General features: G+C 51.6%; 17 protein-coding genes. 12 read left to right on the top strand and 5 right to left on the bottom strand.

What is annotated here, in order from left to right; translation table 11 throughout:
* Positions 1-602: 602 nt before the first annotated feature.
* Positions 603-956 carry an IS66 family transposase gene (locus tag ACE41H_RS24335; RefSeq protein WP_375358158.1) on the bottom strand — a complete coding sequence of 118 codons (354 nt, stop codon included), beginning with the start codon at positions 954-956 and terminating at the stop codon, positions 603-605.
* Between the two features lie 1,151 nt (positions 957-2,107).
* On the opposite strand from ACE41H_RS24335, the gene ACE41H_RS24330 reads away from it, so the two are divergent.
* A complete protein-coding gene (locus tag ACE41H_RS24330) occupies positions 2,108-2,896 on the top strand; it encodes a lipid II flippase Amj family protein (protein WP_375358157.1) in 789 nt (262 codons plus the stop codon).
* A gap of 122 nt (positions 2,897-3,018) precedes the next feature.
* Here the strand turns inward: ACE41H_RS24330 and msrA are convergent, their stop codons facing one another.
* Positions 3,019-4,002: a peptide-methionine (S)-S-oxide reductase MsrA gene (gene msrA / locus ACE41H_RS24325; protein ID WP_375358155.1), complete on the bottom strand. Its 984-nt coding sequence runs from the start codon at positions 4,000-4,002 to the stop codon at positions 3,019-3,021.
* A gap of 121 nt (positions 4,003-4,123) precedes the next feature.
* Complete coding sequence (locus ACE41H_RS24320; RefSeq protein WP_375358154.1) at positions 4,124-4,735, bottom strand: TVP38/TMEM64 family protein; 612 nt, start codon at positions 4,733-4,735, stop codon at positions 4,124-4,126.
* Positions 4,736-5,113: 378 nt separating this feature from the next.
* Between ACE41H_RS24320 and ACE41H_RS24315 the strand changes: the two genes are divergently transcribed.
* The 3 genes from ACE41H_RS24315 (at position 5,114) to yxiS (ending at position 7,288) form a co-directional block, all read left to right on the top strand.
* On the top strand, positions 5,114-5,815 hold the full coding sequence (locus ACE41H_RS24315) for a TerC family protein (protein ID WP_375358156.1): 702 nt from the start codon (positions 5,114-5,116) through the stop codon (positions 5,813-5,815).
* Between the two features lie 185 nt (positions 5,816-6,000).
* Positions 6,001-6,933, top strand: coding sequence for a Gfo/Idh/MocA family protein (locus ACE41H_RS24310; RefSeq protein WP_375358153.1), 933 nt, complete (start codon positions 6,001-6,003; stop codon positions 6,931-6,933).
* Positions 6,934-6,970: 37 nt separating this feature from the next.
* The gene (gene yxiS, locus ACE41H_RS24305; protein ID WP_375358152.1) at positions 6,971-7,288 is read left to right on the top strand and encodes a protein YxiS; all 318 of its coding nucleotides are present in this window, start codon (positions 6,971-6,973) and stop codon (positions 7,286-7,288) included.
* A 271-nt stretch (positions 7,289-7,559) separates the two neighbouring features.
* On the opposite strand, the gene ACE41H_RS24300 is transcribed toward yxiS, so the two are convergent.
* The gene (locus ACE41H_RS24300) at positions 7,560-8,378 is read right to left on the bottom strand and encodes a helix-turn-helix domain-containing protein (RefSeq protein WP_375358151.1); all 819 of its coding nucleotides are present in this window, start codon (positions 8,376-8,378) and stop codon (positions 7,560-7,562) included.
* A gap of 190 nt (positions 8,379-8,568) precedes the next feature.
* Between ACE41H_RS24300 and ACE41H_RS24295 the strand changes: the two genes are divergently transcribed.
* From ACE41H_RS24295 to nirD, 8 genes are all read left to right on the top strand, one after another.
* Complete coding sequence (locus tag ACE41H_RS24295; protein WP_375358150.1) at positions 8,569-9,678, top strand: Gfo/Idh/MocA family protein; 1,110 nt, start codon at positions 8,569-8,571, stop codon at positions 9,676-9,678.
* 21 nt (positions 9,679-9,699) lie between these two features.
* On the top strand, positions 9,700-10,467 hold the full coding sequence (locus tag ACE41H_RS24290; protein ID WP_375358149.1) for a sugar phosphate isomerase/epimerase family protein: 768 nt from the start codon (positions 9,700-9,702) through the stop codon (positions 10,465-10,467).
* Entirely contained in the window at positions 10,460-11,542 is a 1,083-nt protein-coding gene (locus tag ACE41H_RS24285; protein ID WP_375358148.1) for a Gfo/Idh/MocA family protein, read from the top strand. The genes ACE41H_RS24290 and ACE41H_RS24285 overlap by 8 nt, the downstream gene beginning before the upstream one ends.
* A gap of 63 nt (positions 11,543-11,605) precedes the next feature.
* A complete protein-coding gene (locus ACE41H_RS24280; protein ID WP_375358147.1) occupies positions 11,606-12,574 on the top strand; it encodes a sugar phosphate isomerase/epimerase family protein in 969 nt (322 codons plus the stop codon).
* A gap of 33 nt (positions 12,575-12,607) precedes the next feature.
* Positions 12,608-13,336: a ThuA domain-containing protein gene (locus ACE41H_RS24275; RefSeq protein ID WP_375358146.1), complete on the top strand. Its 729-nt coding sequence runs from the start codon at positions 12,608-12,610 to the stop codon at positions 13,334-13,336.
* A 176-nt stretch (positions 13,337-13,512) separates the two neighbouring features.
* Entirely contained in the window at positions 13,513-13,830 is a 318-nt protein-coding gene (locus tag ACE41H_RS24270) for a winged helix-turn-helix transcriptional regulator (protein ID WP_375358145.1), read from the top strand.
* A gap of 173 nt (positions 13,831-14,003) precedes the next feature.
* A complete protein-coding gene (gene nirB, locus ACE41H_RS24265) occupies positions 14,004-16,430 on the top strand; it encodes a nitrite reductase large subunit NirB (RefSeq protein WP_375358144.1) in 2,427 nt (808 codons plus the stop codon).
* Positions 16,431-16,469: 39 nt separating this feature from the next.
* Positions 16,470-16,784, top strand: coding sequence for a nitrite reductase small subunit NirD (nirD, locus tag ACE41H_RS24260; RefSeq protein ID WP_375358143.1), 315 nt, complete (start codon positions 16,470-16,472; stop codon positions 16,782-16,784).
* A 128-nt stretch (positions 16,785-16,912) separates the two neighbouring features.
* On the opposite strand, the gene ACE41H_RS24255 is transcribed toward nirD, so the two are convergent.
* A complete protein-coding gene (locus tag ACE41H_RS24255) occupies positions 16,913-17,308 on the bottom strand; it encodes a hypothetical protein (protein ID WP_375358142.1) in 396 nt (131 codons plus the stop codon).
* Positions 17,309-17,674: the final 366 nt, after the last annotated feature.

Raw genomic sequence — 17,674 nt, 5'->3', positions numbered from 1 at the left:
AACGGGATAATCGTGCAAAGCTCCTGAAAAGCGAGTATCACATGCCTTGCCACGATCGGCTGGCGGCTTGACTGTCAAGCACTGATGATTAGGTTGAGTCCATAAAATTAGTTAACTTAACTTTCGCAGCATGAAATCGGCAAACCTGCAAGAAGGGGATTCGAATTCCTCAGAACCCAGTAGCTACAAAGGTTTAAGTGGATTTGGGCCCTGCGAAAGTTGAGTTAAAAGGACTTCATTCAGAAACAAATGAGCGTTTCCTTAGCATTGATGAAATGTCTAAAAATCAACTAAAAAACTTGGATCGAATGTGAAAGTACCGCAAATACAAACTCTGTAGTTGCGGTGTAGGTTGAAATCGTGCCTTCTCCCCGTCTAACGGATTGATAATAACATGTTAAAGAAAATCGCTGAGCATGTATTTCCGGGTAGATATCATCTTGAATTGCTCAGTTATTTATTTGAGTGTGCCTAATTAGACTGTTATCTGTTTCAATTCACCCTTTAAGTGAATTAAATAAGTTAGCTGTAACTTTCGGGTACTCAGTTGGACACAACGCAAATAAGGGGTGCGGAGTACCACGACGGGAAGCGAGAAAGGGTTATTGTAGAACCGGCTGTTCTCGGAAGGCCCGTTCAAGAGCATCAATGATGGAGAGGGATTGCTTTTTCACAGTGGAAATGAAACTACGAATACGACAGAATACCTTGGCTCCTTGCTCACTGCGTAACGTCCCGGAAATCTTCTGCTGCACCTTCATCATCCGTATCTCTCGTTCAGCTTGGTTGTTGTCGAAGGGTACACTCGGGTCGCATAAGAAAGTCAGTACGGAAAGCCGATGGGTTTGAAGCCGATCGAGCAAGTTTTTCGGTTTGCTCTGCTTCGGTTTCCCTCGCTTGCCGACGGGTTGCTCCACTCGCGGATTCTGTTTCGCATCCTCCATCGCTTCCTTCAGAGATTTGTTGTTTACGAGGAACCTGAATAGTTACAGTTAGCTTTCTATTTCGAAAGAGGAGTGAAAATAAATGGGTTATGGATTTCCGCCGCCACCGCCGCCACCACCGCCACCGCCGCCACCGGATGATGATCTATTATCACAATAATTACTGAACGTATTGAGCGCAGCTGTGAATCTTTCGCTTGCATTTCTGTCTGGAAATACCGAAGCTACAGTTGCAGCAGCTATAACATTTGTCCAAGCAGCACAGCAATTTGTTAATTTCGTAATAAGGCCGCCGCAGCCCCTGGTTGGAGGAGCCGGACAGTAATAGATTAGAGCGCTCGCCGCTGGCTTAAAAAGCAGGGCATTGGTAAGCTTTATTTATCGCCGGATTTCTTATCGAATTCCGGCTTTTTTCTTTTTCTATTTAAATTTAAACAATGATGATTTATACACCGCTTCAGTTTTCTTGTTTAATTTTCACTGGTGATCGTATACTTAATGTATTATATGATTACTGGACAGTGAAAGTTCCTACGTCTAAGAACAGCGAATCCGCGTCAAAATCAGCTGTATCCTGCTTGGAACGGATAAATTGGGTTATAGGTAAATGCGGGTTTTAGCAAACAGGAGAAAAAAAGACTTACGGAAATAAGCCGCAACCGTGGCTTCGGATACGTCGGCACGGGATGGCGTTCGCAGGTAGCGAAGGAACAGACCGGGAACGTATCCCGAGTAACTACCACCCTTGTCCCCAGAGCAGATCCAGACATAGGAATTAAACCGTTTCCTCCTTGCCATACAGCAGGACGGTGGCGGGTTGAAAATGACAGGCGTTCAGCCGCTCCAATGCAGGAACGGAATGGAAGTAAGAGATCATTCAAGTATTTTATCATATGTATGGTCAATCGCTCGGAAATCGGGTGGACTGTTCGACAAGAACTTTTGACTGACCAGAAGCAATACATTCGTTATACAGGAGCTAGGAGCAAATGATGATAGGCAAATGAAGGTGGAGGTTTTCTTGATACTCCAAACGGAGGAAGAAGTGCAAGACCCACTGAGCGGGAAGACATCAAGGTAAAAAAAGGATATAATCGATTCGATATAAGCAACAGACAGTGGAATGTAAAGGATTGAAATGGGAAGAGGAGGCGTGGGATTTGATGCTTGCGCTTGCGTGTACGCTTTTGTTCACCATGATCATTCATACAACGGACAGCTTGTCTTACGCGCTGCGCCTGGGAGGCCTGCGAGCGCGCCGCATCGGGCTGGCATTGACAGTGGCAGGGATGCTGCTGCTTGTATCACGCACCTCGAATATGGTTCAGGGACCGATGCTGGGCAGCATAGCGGATCAAGCCAGGCTGACAGCACAGGACCCGCTGGAATGGAAGCTTCATGCCATCCTGGGGGCCGCAACGATCGGGACGCTGCTTGCGGTCCTGCTGTTTCCAGCTGTGGTTCGGATTTCGGCAAGGCTCGTTGTGCATCTGGAAGCCGCTGGATCGGTCGGTGGCATGATCAGGCGGCTCGTGCAGCAGGCGCGGTGGAGACATATTGGATATTATGTCAAGCGTCCCAACCGCTCCATGGCGCTCAGCCTGCTCCGCGGTTCCTTTCCCAAGCGGCTTGTACTGTTAAACCTGCTCGTCACTGCGGTATATACAGTAGGCGTTCTGGCGGCTGTATACGCCTCGTATTTGTGGCCGGAGCATGCGACTTCCATGTCGATGTCTTCCGGGCTGATAAACGGCGGCGCCACCATTCTACTGACGCTGCTGATTGATCCGCGGCTGGCGCTCCTGTCGGAGCGTGCTGTGAGAGGGGATCTGCGATTGGAAGGCATGAGCCGGATTTATGGCTGGATGCTGTTGTCCCGGCTGGGCGGCACGCTGCTGGCACAGCTGCTGCTTGTGCCGTTTGCGTATTGGCTCGGCTGGATTATCGGATAATGGCATGCATGGGCAAAATGGATAAAAGACCGAGAACGGGAAACCAGCTCCTGTTCTCGGTCTTTTTTTGTCACATTAGAAAATCGCAGGATGTTGCCGATGTCTTATTGCCGAAATCCTTGTTATTCCTGACCGTCTTCAAACAGGTAGGTATACTCGCCGTACCCGTCCTTCTCCAGATCCTCCTTTGGCACAAAGCGCAGAGCGGCGGAATTGATGCAGTAGCGCAGCCCGTCAGGTCCCGGCCCGTCGTCAAACACGTGCCCCAGATGCGAATCGGCCTCACGGCTGCGCACCTCGGTGCGGATCATGAAATGGCTCAGGTCGGTCTTCTCCTTAATGCTGTAGCTGCGAAGCGGGCGGGTGAAGCTGGGCCAGCCGCAGCCTGCATCGTACTTGTCGCGCGAGCTGAACAGCGGTTCGCCAGAGACGATGTCAACGTAAATGCCATCCTCATTATGATCCCAGAACTCGTTCTGGAACGGCCGCTCGGTCGCATTATTTTGCGTTACCTCGTACTGGAGGGGTGTGAGCCGCGATGTCAGGTCGGATTTATCGAAATTGCCGGACCAGTGGCGTTCGATGAAATCTTCGCGTCCGGAGCCTTTGCGGTACCGTTTATAATGGCCGGGATTTTTCTTGTGATAATCCTGATGATATTCCTCGGCCTCGTAGAAAATGGAAGCCGGCAGGATTGGGGTGACGACCGGCTTGTCGAAGCGTCCGCTCTTGTCCAACGCTTCTTTGGAGGCTTCGGCTTTCACGCGCTGCTCCTCGCTATGGTAAAAGATGGCGGTTTTATAGGATTCGCCGCGGTCATGGAACTGCCCGCCCGCGTCGGTTGGGTCGATTTGCTGCCAGAACAGCTCCAGCAGCTTCTCATACGGGAAGAGTTGCGGATCAAACGTAATTTGCACAGCCTCCACGTGACCGGTGGTGTCCGAGCAGACTTCTTCATAAGTAGGATTTTCTTTATGTCCGCCTGTGTAGCCGGAACGTACCTTCTTGATGCCAGGAAGCTCCTCAAAGGGGGAAACCATGCACCAGAAGCATCCTCCTGCAAAGGTAGCGAGCTCGGTCTGCTGCGGATTTTTGATGCTGTCCATATCATCACTCCATTCAAAAGGATGTCTTTAATTCATAAGGTTTCAATCGCTTGCAATTAAATTATAATCTACTTTGTTGCGGAGGCCAACTGTGGGGAGGCCAAACGCTCGTAACGGCCATTTACCGGCCAGTACCGGCCTTGCCCCGGCTTATCCATAAAACAGCTCCCGCAAGCGCCGTATACACGGTGAACAGCAGCACGCCAGCCAGCGGTCTGTCTGTCAACAGGCTGCCGGCATAAGCATATATGAAAATGCCGGGCAGCTTGCCGATGCCTGTTGCGAGCATAAAAGTCCGGAACGGGAAGCCTGCTACGCCTGCATAGACATTAACGGCTGCCTGCGGAATGACGGGCAGCAGGCGGGCGGACAGTACGGCAGCGAACGGACGGTGCCCCATCGCCGACGTAAAAGAGTGCAGGGCAGGGATACGTTCCAGATAAGCTCTGCCCTGCTCGCGGAAAAGAGAGCTGGCAGCCCAGTAAACAGCTGCCGCCGCGAGCGTCGTGCCTGCCCAGCATATGGCGGCAGCCTGCCATGCCCCTATGAGGTAGGCCGCGGTTGTAATGACCAGTTTGTACGGGACAAAGGGAATGAGCGCAAACCCGAATGCCAGACCTAAAAGCACGGGAAGGGAGTCGTGCTGCCGCGTCCATTCCAGCAAATCATATCTGTACATAAACGCGAAGCCGAACAGCGAAACATAGGCTGCAATGACGATCCATTTTTTCATTGAGTAACCTTTCAGGCAGGACTACAGCGTACCGGAATTCCCCCGTTCACAAAGGGAAGTCCAATTCTGAACATTTTTATGTTCACTTCTTTGAAAATGTATGCTATACTTGCCATTAATAAGAATAGTTCCCAAAGGGGAGTAGCTCTAAGCGGTAAAGTCGTCATTACGGGATAGTTTCCCCGGCTTTATTGGCAACGCCTGCGTTGTAGCGAGACCTTTGCCTGATTTCTTTTTCAATTCGGGTAAAGGTCTTTTTTGATGCCTAAATCAGGAAAGCGCCGTTCCGAATTGAAAAGGAATCGGCGCTTTTTTGTGCATGAATGCGGGCAACTATGTCAATTATACCAAAATAAATAGAGAAAGTGGGGAAACATGATGGACTTTTTTGGCGTGGAATTTTGGATGGCGCTGCTGTCAATCGTTGTTATCGATCTCGTGCTTGCGGGGGACAATGCCATTGTCATCGGACTGGCGGCACGGAATGTAAAGAAGGAGGACCAGAAGAAGGTTATCTTTTGGGGGACTGTCGGGGCCGTCGTCATCCGTGTAATTGCAACTCTGCTGGTTACGTATTTGCTCCTGATCCCGGGTCTTCGTTTAATCGGGGGGCTGCTGCTCGTCTGGATCGCTTATAAGCTGCTGGTGGAGGATAAAAAGCACGAAATCTCGGCAGGCAACCAGATGTGGGCGGCGATCCGCACCATTATCATCGCAGATGCGATGATGGGGCTTGATAACGTGCTTGCGGTGGCAGGCGCCGCCCATGGCGACATGTTCCTTGTTATTCTGGGTCTCGCCATTTCCGTTCCGATCATGGTATGGGGAAGCACGATCATTCTGAAGCTGACAGACCGTTTTCCGATGGTCATTGCGATTGGAGCCGCGGTACTCGCCTATACTGCAGCCAAAATGATTGTGGCTGAGCCGATGATTCACTCATGGTTCCTTAACCCTGTATTGAAATACGGCTTTGAGCTGATCGTAGTAGCGGCTGTAGTCCTGCTCGGCTGGCAGGTGAAAAAGAAGAAGGAGAAGCAGGCCGCGGCCCATCCGCAGCAAGTGAAAATGTTCGAATAAGCCGGGTCTATTTCCAAAAATGAATCATGCACAGCCTTAAGACGGTTCCGATCTGGAGCCGTTTTTTTGCGAAAAAGATGCCTGGCAAAACGCGCATCTTCCGGATGGAATTGCCCTCGGACCCTGCAGACGGTACACTGTAACGTAGAAAGCAGACGCGCTAAAGGAGAAATGGGAAAGCAGGGATGAGCGAGATGGAGAAAATTAAAATAGCTATCGCCGGATTGGGGGATATCGCCCGCAAGGTATATCTGCCTTTGCTGTCTGCCCATGATGGCGTGGAAGTCGTGGGCATACAGAGCCGGTCTCCTGAGCCGGTGCGGCAGATGCTGCAAAAATACCGGTTCCAGCAAGGAACGACGGATTTGAAGGAGCTGCTGAGCTGGCGGCCGGACGCCGTATTTATTCACAGTGCGACGGAAGCCCACTACGATATGGTCATGGAGTGCATTGAACTAGGAAAGGCCGTATATGTGGACAAACCGCTCTCTTATCATTTGCGGGAGGCAACGGAAATGGCCGCTTTTGCGGAAGCGCAGGGAGTTCTGCTGGCCGTGGGCTTTAACCGCCGCTTTGCCCCGCAATATGTTCAGGCCAAGTCGTGGCTTGAGGAAGCCGGCGGCTTCAGTCATTGCTCTGTGGTAAAGCACCGTACGGGGCTGCAGCAGCGGCCGGTACGGGAAACGGTGTATGATGACTTGATTCATATGCTGGATCTCATGCTTTGGCTGGGCAGGGACAGCTATGAGCTGCTGCAGGCAAGCGTGGACCAGGACAGCGAAGGGCGTTTGACCCGTGCGTTTGGCACGCTGAAGCTGGGAGAAGCTTCGGGAACGTTCGGCATGGAGAGACAGGCTGGCGTTGATTTTGAGAGAGTGGAGCTGCACGGCAGCGGCCGGTCGGCAGAGGTGATGCAGATGGAGCAGTCCGTGCTGTACGAGAAAGGACGGCAGCCGCAGGCAGGCGGTTTTGGCAGTTGGGATACGATTGTGCAGCGGCGCGGCTTTGCGGGCGCGGTTGACCATTTTCTGGACAACATCACTACACCGGAGCAATGCGGCATCAGCGCCGGACTGGTTATGGAATCGCATGAGTTGGCCGAACGGCTGCTCGGATAAATGGGATAAAGAGACAGATCAGCAAGGAGAGAGGCAGATGAACGATAAGAACCGTCCGCAATCGGTGGAGGACATGGTGGTCGAAAGTTATAGACAGGAAGAGGATATGATGATCCTTGTATTTGCCCAGTGGTGTGTCAATGAAGGATTGGACCCGCAGGAGCTGTACAGGCAGGCATATCCGGAGCAGGAGCAGAACGAGCGGCTACTGCGGGTGCTGGAGTTGACGGTACCGAAGGAAGAAGCGGGGCCGATCCCGGATGATACGGTGCTTGGCGTACTGTCCATGTTCGGAAATGACGATCTTGCGATAACCGTCTCGGAACGAGTCCAGGAAAGGTCCAAGAAAAGATAGAGCCAGCCGATAAAATAAAGCGTATGAGGTTACTGCACCAAATGGGACAGGCTGTCATACGCTTTGTTGTAACGACATATGAATAATATCAGAGCGAGTTCAAAAAGTTGGCTTTTCAGCACCGAGAAGATTGGATGAAGCTAGGGACTGAGGAGCGGAGCGTACATGGGGTACGTGAGCACCGGAAGTCCCGGCTGAATTCAAGATTCGATGTCGAATCCGCTTCCTGACTTACTTCGTGATCAAAAGACGACTTTTTGAACCACCTCTATCAGAGATGCTCTCTGTGAATGCTGCGGAACTCCTTGGGCGACATCCTGAACCGGGAGCGGAATACGCGGTGAAAATACGTATAATTGGCGAACCCGGAGGATTCGGCCGCCTGCTCCAGCGACATCGGGCTGAAAATGATGCGCTCCCGCGCCATGTTGAGCCGGACGTCAAGCGTATACTGCATGATGCTCGTTCCGAACGTTTCCTTGAAAAGGTGAACGGCGCGCGATACGCTGATGCCGATATGGGCGGCGACATCCTCAAGCTTGAAGGCGGATGAGGCGTTCTCTTCAATATAGTGCTTGATCCGGTAAGCGAGATAGCTTTGGTGGGAAGATGCCGGATGCTCGGCCAGCAGTCTGTCAATTTCCAGGCAAAGTATTTTCATATAATATTCCGAAATTTCAGGGTACGGGTTGGAGATACGGCGCTGCTCCAGCACAATCTGGCGGAATAATCCGAGCAGCGACTCTGTAAGCTGGACTTTGATTTTGGTCGGCCGTTTGTGACGGCCCCACCATTCATCCACCCACGCTCCTGCAAAAAAAATATGGTAATCTCCGCTTTCGATCGTTTGCTCGCCCATAGGATTGAGCTCGGAGTCGATTTTCAATGCGTAAGGCTCGGTCGGATTACACAGCAGCAGATCCCCAGGCTCGATTTTTACCATTTCGCCGCCGATGCAGGCCTGGCATCTTCCGTCTGTCTGCAGACGGAACAGATAATTTTTGATTCCTTCCGGCTGATTTTGATAAAAGGGCTTGCGGTGAAAAGAGAACCCTGCGGCCAAAACCTGGCACGGTTCAATGACGGACATAGCTACGTCTCCTTAAGGATAAAAATGTTCTACAATATATCAACGTCTGAACCAGTATAAAAGTTTTTTAAATATTGACCAGATTGTTCATGTTTTAATCATATTATTCATTTTAATTGAAACGGATTAGGAATACTATAACAACTAGATTGAACCTGTTTCTAATCGCAGCTTAAGGAGTGAGTGTATCGTGGAGAAAGTTAAGGCTGGTATTATCGGCTGCGGTAATATCAGTGCCGTGTATCTGGCGAACCTCGAGAAAAGCCCTTTGATCGAAGTCGTTGCGGTAGCCGACTTGCTGGCAGATCGCGCAGAGGAAAGGGCGAATCAATTTGGTATTGGAAGCGTATACACAGTAGATGAGCTCATTCACAGCGAGGAAATCGAATTGGTGTTCAACCTGACGGTTCCCGGCAGTCATGCACTGACTGATCTGGCGGTTCTGGAAGCTGGCAAGCATGTATACAGTGAAAAGCCGCTTGCGGTATCGCTGGAGGACGGGAAGAAGGTCGTCGGTCTGGCAAGTGAGAAAGGGCTCAGAGTGGGCTGTGCACCCGATACCTTCCTGGGAGCCGGCATTCAGACGGCAAGATATGCGATCAAGGAAGGCCTGATCGGCCAACCGATTGCCGCAACCGCCTTCTTCATGGGCAGCGGTCCGGAATGGTGGCATCATGATCCGGAGTTTTTCTATGCATCCGGGGGTGGTCCGATGTTCGATATGGGACCTTATTATTTGACCGCGCTCGTTAATTTGCTGGGTCCGATCCGGCGCATCAGCGCATCGGCCGGCATCCAGATTCCGGATCGCAAGATTCACAGCGGACCGAAGAGCGGAACACCGCTGCAGGTACAGACGCCAACGCATCTGTCCGGCACGCTGGATTTTGTGAATGGAGCTATTGCAACCGTGATTACGAGTTTCGACATCCGGGGAGCTTCCGATCTCCCGCGGATTGAAATATATGGTACCGAGGGAACGCTCAGCGTTCCTGACCCTAATGAATTCAATGGCGAGGTCAGATTGCGGAAATTTGGCGAGGAAGAGTGGCAGACTGTTGAACCCCTGTTCGAATGCTCAAGTAATGAGCGGGGGCTGGGAGCGGGCGAGATGATCACGGCCATGCGGGCAGGGCGGCCCCATCGCGCCAGCGCGGAGCTGGGTTACCATGTACTCGAAGCTATGCACGCGTTCCAGCGTTCATCTATGGAGGGCAAGCATATCGTTCTGGAGAGCGCTTACGAGCCCGATGAAGAGCTGTACTACGGAACAGAAGTAATGCCTGAGGAACAATCATAACGATGCGGGAGGATGCAGACAATGGCAAAAGTAGGCTTGCAGCTGTACACAGTAAGGGATCAGCTTGAACAGGATTTTGAAGGAACGATCCGTCAGGTAGCCGCGCTCGGCTACCAGGGAGTGGAGTTTCATGCCTTCTTCGGCCGCAGCGCGGAGGAAGTCAAGGCTCTGCTTGACGAATTGGGGCTTGAGGTCATTGGGACGCATGTCGGCTATCCAAGGCTGGTGGATCATCTGGATGAGGAAATTGCTTATCACAAGGCCATCGGCAACAAATATTTGGTCGTCCCTTACCTGACTGAAGAACAAAGACAGTGGGAGGATGTTTTTGACAACCTGGCCAAAATCGGGACTGCCGTCAAAGAAGCGGGCCTCGTGCTCTGCTATCATAACCATGATTTCGAACTGACGGAGAAGCTGGACGATAAGCCTGTTTTCGACGCAATGTTTGAGAGTGTGCCGGCTGATCTTCTTCAAGTGGAGATGGACACCTGCTGGGTACATTACGGAGGATACGATCCCGTTGAATATATAGAACGCTACACCGGACGTTTGCCGCTTGTTCATCTGAAGGATATGAGCAGAGACGGAGACGGCAAAGCCGTTACCGTAGAACTGGGCAAGGGTGAAGTCAATCTGTCCGCCATCGCCGATGCGGCGGTTAAAGCGGACGTAGAATGGATTGTTGTGGAGCAGGATTATTGTGCCAATCCTCCAATTCAAAGCATCGAAACAAGCATACAATGGATTAAGGAATACGCTAATCAGGGAGGGCAATTAAATGTCTAATACAGTAAAAATCGCAATTGTCGGATGCGGAGGCATCGCAAACGGCAAACATATGCCAAGCTTGTCTAAACAAGCAAACGCCGAAATGATCGCATTCTGTGACATTATTAAAGAGCGGGCCGAGGAGGCCGCTGCCCAATACGGCGCCGAAGGCGCCAAGGTGTATGACGATTATAAGGAAATGTTGAAGGATGGCGGCTTTGACGTAGTCCACGTCTGCACGCCGAATGATTCCCATTCCGAAATTACAGTCGCAGCGCTTGAAGCAGACAATCATGTCATGTGTGAAAAGCCGATGGCCAAAACGGCCGCACAGGCCCGCGAAATGCTGGAGGCGGCCAAGCGGACGGGCAAAAAGCTGTCCATTGCCTATCAAAACCGGTACCGTGATGACAGTCTGTATTTGAAGGAAATGGTTGAAAACGGCGATCTCGGTGAGATCTATTACGGCAAAGCCATCGCTCTCCGCCGCCGCGCCGTGCCTACCTGGGGCGTATTTCTGGATGAAGAGAAGCAGGGCGGCGGACCGCTGATTGATATCGGCACCCATGCGCTTGATCTGACGCTGTGGCTGATGGACAATTACAAGCCGAAGAGCGTCATGGGCTCCACGTTCCACAAGCTCGGGCAGCGTCAAAACGCGGCCAACGCTTTTGGCCCGTGGGATCCGGAGCAGTTCAAGGTTGAGGATTCCGCCTTTGGTTTCATTACGATGGAGAACGGGGCAACTATCGTGCTGGAATCCAGCTGGGCGCTCAACGTATCCGAGTTTGGCGAAGCCAAGTCGCTGCTCTGTGGCACAGAAGGCGGAGCGGATATGAAGGATGGGCTGCGCATTAACGGCGAGAAGAACAGCAGACTGTACGAAACCATGATCGATCTTGGAGCAGGAGGAGTGGCCTTCTACTCCGGTGAAAAGGAGACGGATGCAGACCGTGAGGCCCGCTTGTGGCTGGAAGCAGTGCAAAACGATACCGAGCCGCTGGTGAAACCGGAGCAGGCGCTTGTCGTTACGGAAATTCTGGAGGCCATTTACGAGTCGGCCCGGACAGGAAAAGCCGTGTACTTTGAGTAATGCAGGCCTGTTTGTTACAAATTAAGCAGCATATACCGGAATATGTACAAGGAGGAGTAAGGCATGAAGCTCGGAGTATTTATGGTATTGTTCGGCGACAGATCGCTTGAGGAGGCGCTTGATTTTGTGGCCTCCAGAGGAGTAAAGGCCGTCGAAATCGGCACGGGCGGCAATCCGGGCAACAAGCACTGCAGCCCTGCTGAGCTGCTGGAAAATGAAACGGCGCTTAAAAACTTCAAACAGGCGGTGGAATCCCGCGGCCTGATCATCAGCGCGCTGAGCTGCCACGGCAACCCGCTGCATCCGCAGAAGAAGCCGGCACAGTCGGACCACGAGGATTTTATCAATTCCGTACTGTTGGCGGAGAAGCTGGGGGTGCCTGTTGTCAACACCTTCTCCGGCTGTCCGGGAGACCATGAGGATGCCAAGTATCCAAACTGGCCGGTGGCTCCGTGGCCGAATGATTATCAGGAAATCCTGAAATGGCAGTGGGAGAACAAGGTCATCCCTTATTGGACGGAAACGGGCAAATTTGCGGCTGACCACAACGTGAAAATTGGCCTTGAGCTGCACGGCGGTTTCTCGGTGCATACGCCGGCAACCCTGCTGCGCCTGCGTGAGGCGGCGGGTGAAGTGATCGGCGCCAACCTGGATCCGAGCCATATGTGGTGGCAGGGAATCGATCCGGTGCAGGCGGTTCAAATTTTGGGCCGTGAAAACGCCATTCACCATTTCCATGCCAAGGATACGACGATTGATCCGGTCAATGTAAATAAATACGGTTTGACAGATATGCAGGACTATACGAAAATGCTTGACCGTGCCTGGCAGTTCCGGACCGTAGGATACGGTCATGATATGAAGACTTGGGCTGATATTTTAAGCGCACTGCGGCTGGTCGGTTATGATTATGTAGTAAGTATTGAGCATGAAGACGGTTTAATGTCGATTGAAGAGGGCTTTACAAAAGCTGTCCAAAATCTTCAGCCCATCATCATGGATGAACCCTTGGGAGATATGTGGTGGGTGTAAGTGGGTTTTAAACAATTAGGGGGAACAAGGCTTATGATCAACGTCACCATCTGGAACGAATATGTCCATGAAAAAATTCACGATGAGGTTAAAGCGGTATATCCGGACGGACTGCACAAGGCGATTGCCGACGGGCTGGCCGGTGAGGGCTTTGCCATCCGGACCGCTACGCTTGACGAGCCTGAGCACGGGCTGACTGACGAGGTGCTGAATACGACGGATGTGCTGATCTGGTGGGGGCATATGGCCCATGACCGTGTCAGTGATGAAATTACAGCCAAGGTCGTTCGGCGTGTCCAGCAAGGCATGGGATTCATCGTCCTGCATTCGGGACATTTCTCCAAACCGTTCAAGGCATTGATGGGAACCAGCTGTGATCTGAAATGGAGGGAAGCGGGAGAACAGGAGATTATCTGGTGTGTGAATCCGTCCCATCCGATTGCAGAAGGAATCGATTCCAAAATCGTGCTGGATCAGGAAGAAATGTACGGTGAATTTTTCGATATTCCAACACCGGATGAGCTGGTGTTTGTAAGCAACTTCGAGGGCGGAGAGGTGTTCCGCAGCGGCTGTACGTTCCGCCGGGGAAGCGGCAAGATCTTCTACTTCCGTCCCGGCCATGAAACGTATCCAACGTACTACAAGCCGGAAGTTCTGAAAGTAATCTCCAACGCGGTAAAATGGGCATATCCGGCGCACAACGCACAGCCCGTGTTTGGGAAGTCCGAGCCGGTGCGTCCTTTCAAAGAAATTCTGGTCTAAACAACGGAGCATATTATGGCGGAGCCCCAGGGGCCCCGCCTGTTTTTTTATATGCAGATTTGTGAGTAATGGCGAAAATACTCGCAACTCCTTTTAATTGCACATAAAATATGCTAACATGATATATACTAACAAAATGAAAGTATATGATACGGACTTGCAAAGAGGTGAAAATAATGGAGGGTCAACAGCAAGGAATGTGCCCGAGGTTTGAAACGGCATTTTCTTTTTTGGGAAAACGGTGGAACGGGCTTATCATCCAGTCCTTAATGAGTGGGCCGAAGAGGTTCAAGGATATCTCCAATCGGATTCCGTCCATGAGCGATAAGATGCTGTCGGAACGGATGAAGGATTTGGAGAGCGAGGGCATCCTGATACGGCATGTTTATCCGGAAACTCCGGTACGTATTGAGTATGAGCTGACACCCAAAGGTTGCGCGCTTCGTCCCGTTATGGAGCAAATCCAATTCTGGGCAGAAGAATGGGTAGAATAATCTGAATTAAATAGCGCAACACAACGGAGAGCCTGCCGAGGCTCTTTTTTGTTTTATTTGTGATTTTAATCACAAATAAAATTTAATCCTTTCGTTATACTTGCCTTAACGAGATTACAAGCGATGTTAGATACAAGGCTTAGAAGCAGCATCGCTTCAGGGGAGGCATTCACGTGAGTGGGACACGGGAGAAGCTGGTTGTCGTCGGCAATGGAATGGCAGGCATTGGAATGCTGGAGCAAATGATTAAGCTTGGCGGTCGTTATGATATTCAGGTTATTGGCAGTGAGCCGCATCCGAACTATAACCGGATCATGCTTTCCTACGTTCTTGAAGGCACGAAGACCATTGACGATATTGTCTTGAACGATTGGAGCTGGTATAAGCAGCATGGCATACAGCTTCATACAGGGACGACGGTGACGCGGATCGACGCTGAGGCCCGCAAGGTTCATACAGGGTCAGGGCTGGAAATCCCGTATGACAAGCTGATCATTGCCACAGGCTCGAAGCCGTTTATGCTGCCTATCCCCGGCATTGACAAGGATGGTGTTGTCGGTTTCAGGGATATTGCGGATTGTCAACGGATGAGGGAAGCTGCCTCCTCTTACCGCAAGGCCGCCGTCATCGGCGGGGGGCTGCTTGGTCTGGAGGCTGCGAAGGGGCTTGTCAGTCTGGGCATGGATGTAACCGTCGTTCATTTGATGGAGAACCTGATGGAGCGGCAGCTGGATCACAATGCCTCATCCATGCTGCAAGCTGAACTGGAACGTCAGGGCATCAAATTTGCCATGGGCAAACAGACCGTGGAAATAACAGGCGAGCAGCGGGTGAGCGGCCTGCTGTTTAAGGATGGCAGTCGTCTGGATGCGGATTTTGTGGTTATGGCAGTAGGTATTCAGCCGAATACGGCGGTAGCTGCCGGAAGCGGGATGAAGGTCAACCGGGGTATTGTCGTGGACGATTACATGCAGACCTCTCTGCCTGACGTATACGCCGTGGGCGAGTGTGTCGAGCATAGAGGTGTGTGTTATGGTCTCGTAGCGCCGCTGTTCGAGCAGGGCCTCGTACTGGCCAAGCGCTTATGCGGAGTGGATACGAAGCCATATGAGGGCTCTGTTGTGGCGACCAAGCTGAAAATTTCGGGCGTGGATGTCTTTTCGGCGGGAGAATTTATGGATACAGACGAGCATACGGTCATTTCGGCAAAAGACGACTGGAAGCGGACCTATAAAAAGGTGCTGCTGCGCGGCAATCAAATCGTCGGCGCCGTGCTGTTCGGAGATGTGAGCGAAGCCGCAAATCTGCAGAAGCTGGTGCGGCAGCAGGCTGAGATGAATGATGAGATCTATGGTTCCATTATGGGAACCGGCTGCTGTGGAGGCGGGGCCAAGGCAGCTTCGGTGGAAACGATGGCTGACGATGAAATCGTATGCGGCTGCAACGGGGTGACCAAACAGGCGATTGTGCAGGTGATTACGGAGCAAGGTTTGACTACTGTGGATGAGATTAAAGCTTGTACCGGGGCTACCCGTTCATGCGGCGGCTGTAAGCCGGTCGTGGAGGATATTCTCAAATATGTGCTTGGGGACGGTTTTGCAGCTGCGGCCAAAAAAGGGATTTGCGGCTGTACAGCGATGGGCCGGGATGAAATCGTGGCAGAGATCAAAGCGAAGGGACTGCAGACTGTCCGGGAAGTAATGCATGTGCTGGGCTGGTCCCAGCCGGAAGGCTGCTCCAAATGCCGGCCTGCCCTGAACTATTACCTCGGCATGATTTATCCTGATATGTATGAGGATGAAGCGGAATCCCGCTTTGTCAATGAACGTATGAGCGCCAATATTCAGAAAGACGGGACATTCACGGTCGTTCCCCGCATGTATGGCGGTGTAACTACGCCGGAAGAGCTAAAGCGGATTGCGGATGTATCGTTAAAATATGATGTCAAGGTCGTCAAGGTGACAGGCGGTCAACGGCTGGACCTGATCGGCGTGAAAAAGGAAGACCTGCCCAAGGTATGGGCGGAGCTGGATATGCCTTCCGGTTATGCATACGCTAAATCGCTGCGTACGGTGAAAACCTGTGTCGGCTCCCAGTTCTGCCGGTTTGGAACACAGGATTCCATGGGTATGGGAGCGCTACTGGAGCGCAAGTTTGAACGCCTTGATTTCCCGGCGAAGCTGAAGCTTGCCGTCAACGGCTGCCCGCGTAACTGCGCCGAGTCCTGCACCAAGGATATCGGGATCGTCGGCAATGACGGGGGCTGGGAAATCTTTATCGGCGGCAATGGGGGGATCAAGTCCCGGCTAGCCGATTCGCTCTGCAAGGTAAAGTCCGACGATGAACTGGTGGAAATCTGCGGCGCCGTCATGCAGCTGTATCGTGAGACGGCCAATTATTTGGAACGCACCTCTGAATGGGTGGAGCGGATGGGGCTTGACACCATCCGGGCCCAGGTTGTGGAAGATAGTTCGAACCGGAAAGCCCTCATGGAACGCATCGAGCTCGCCCTTGCCCAGGTTGAAGATCCCTGGAAGAAGCTGCTGCATGATCCGCACAAGCGAGATATACTGTTTGAGCATAAAGAGCCGGTGTTATAGGTGTAAGAAGACAAGAGCACATCAACAGGAGGAGATTTCATGCAAACAGTTACGGTTGGCTTCATAGAGGAGTTTCAGCAGCGGATCGGGCGGGTTATTCAGCTTCCTGGCCGGGAGATTGCCATCTTCCGAACCTTGGACGAGCAGGTGTATGCGGTTGATAACCGCAACCCGCACCCAAAGGGAGGGCCGCTTGCGGAGGCTATCGTATCAGGCCATTTTATTTATGATCCATTATATGATTGGAAGATTGATCTTGAATCGGGCAAAGTGCAGGCTCCAGACCATGGAAAGGTGCAGACTTATCCTGTGCAGCTGCGGGACGGCCAGGTTGTGCTTTCCATACCGCAATAAATCAATGCAAGCACTGAAACATGTAATGGATAGCTTGGCTTGGAAAAATGAATAGTTTGGCTTGAAAGAGGAATGTCCCATTGTCTAACGGCGGAGACTTTCCTCTTTTTTGTATTGGTTTTGCATATTCAGATCCTCGCACGTCCTGCCACTTTATACGTGCCTGAATGAAACCGGCGCGGCAGGTGGGCTTCAATCTGTCTGGCCGCTTCGCTGAACATTCCGCTGCAGGATGGGCACAAACGGCCTGTATGAACCGGCTGCTGGCATGATTCACAGGGATAAGACAGGTTTTTGTAGACACTGGGGAATTTGCCGTTCTTCACCCACACTGTCATGAGGGGGAGCGATACACCTGCTGCTTCGCACACTTCCTCGACAGTAGCGGCCGGATGACGCCACAAATGATCGAAGCAGAGGTCGAGCTGCCGGTCCATTTGGGCAGAGCACGCAGGACAGAGCTCTCTTAGATTGTTTTGATAGACTGATCCGCAGTTTGGGCAGTTGGAAACTTGCAGCTTCATACCGGTCACCCCTTTTTCCGAATCTGATGATATGTAGTAATATAATACTATGACTTAAAGACTATATCCATGAAAAAATAGGATATTAACACTAGATTCTCTGTTTATTTCTCTCACCTGCAATAGTTTATGCTCCTCGTCTATGAAATATTCCTAGTTTTTTAGAAAAAAAAGAGATGCTCTCCAATCTGCTAGACTGTAAGGGCATCTCTCATATTTATGATGATCTTATTATCTCAACTTTCGCAGAGCCCAAATCCACTTCAACCTTTAGTAGCTACTGGGTTCTGAGGAATTCGAATCCCCTTCTAGTGCTGGACAGTCAAGCCGCCAGCCGATCGTGGCAAGACATGTGATACTCGCTTT

The organism is Paenibacillus enshidis (assembly GCF_042136365.1).
GTDB lineage: Bacteria > Bacillota > Bacilli > Paenibacillales > Paenibacillaceae > Paenibacillus > Paenibacillus enshidis.
The sequence above is the reverse complement of the archived record's forward strand: the minus strand, read 5'-3'. Positions and strand labels throughout refer to the sequence as shown.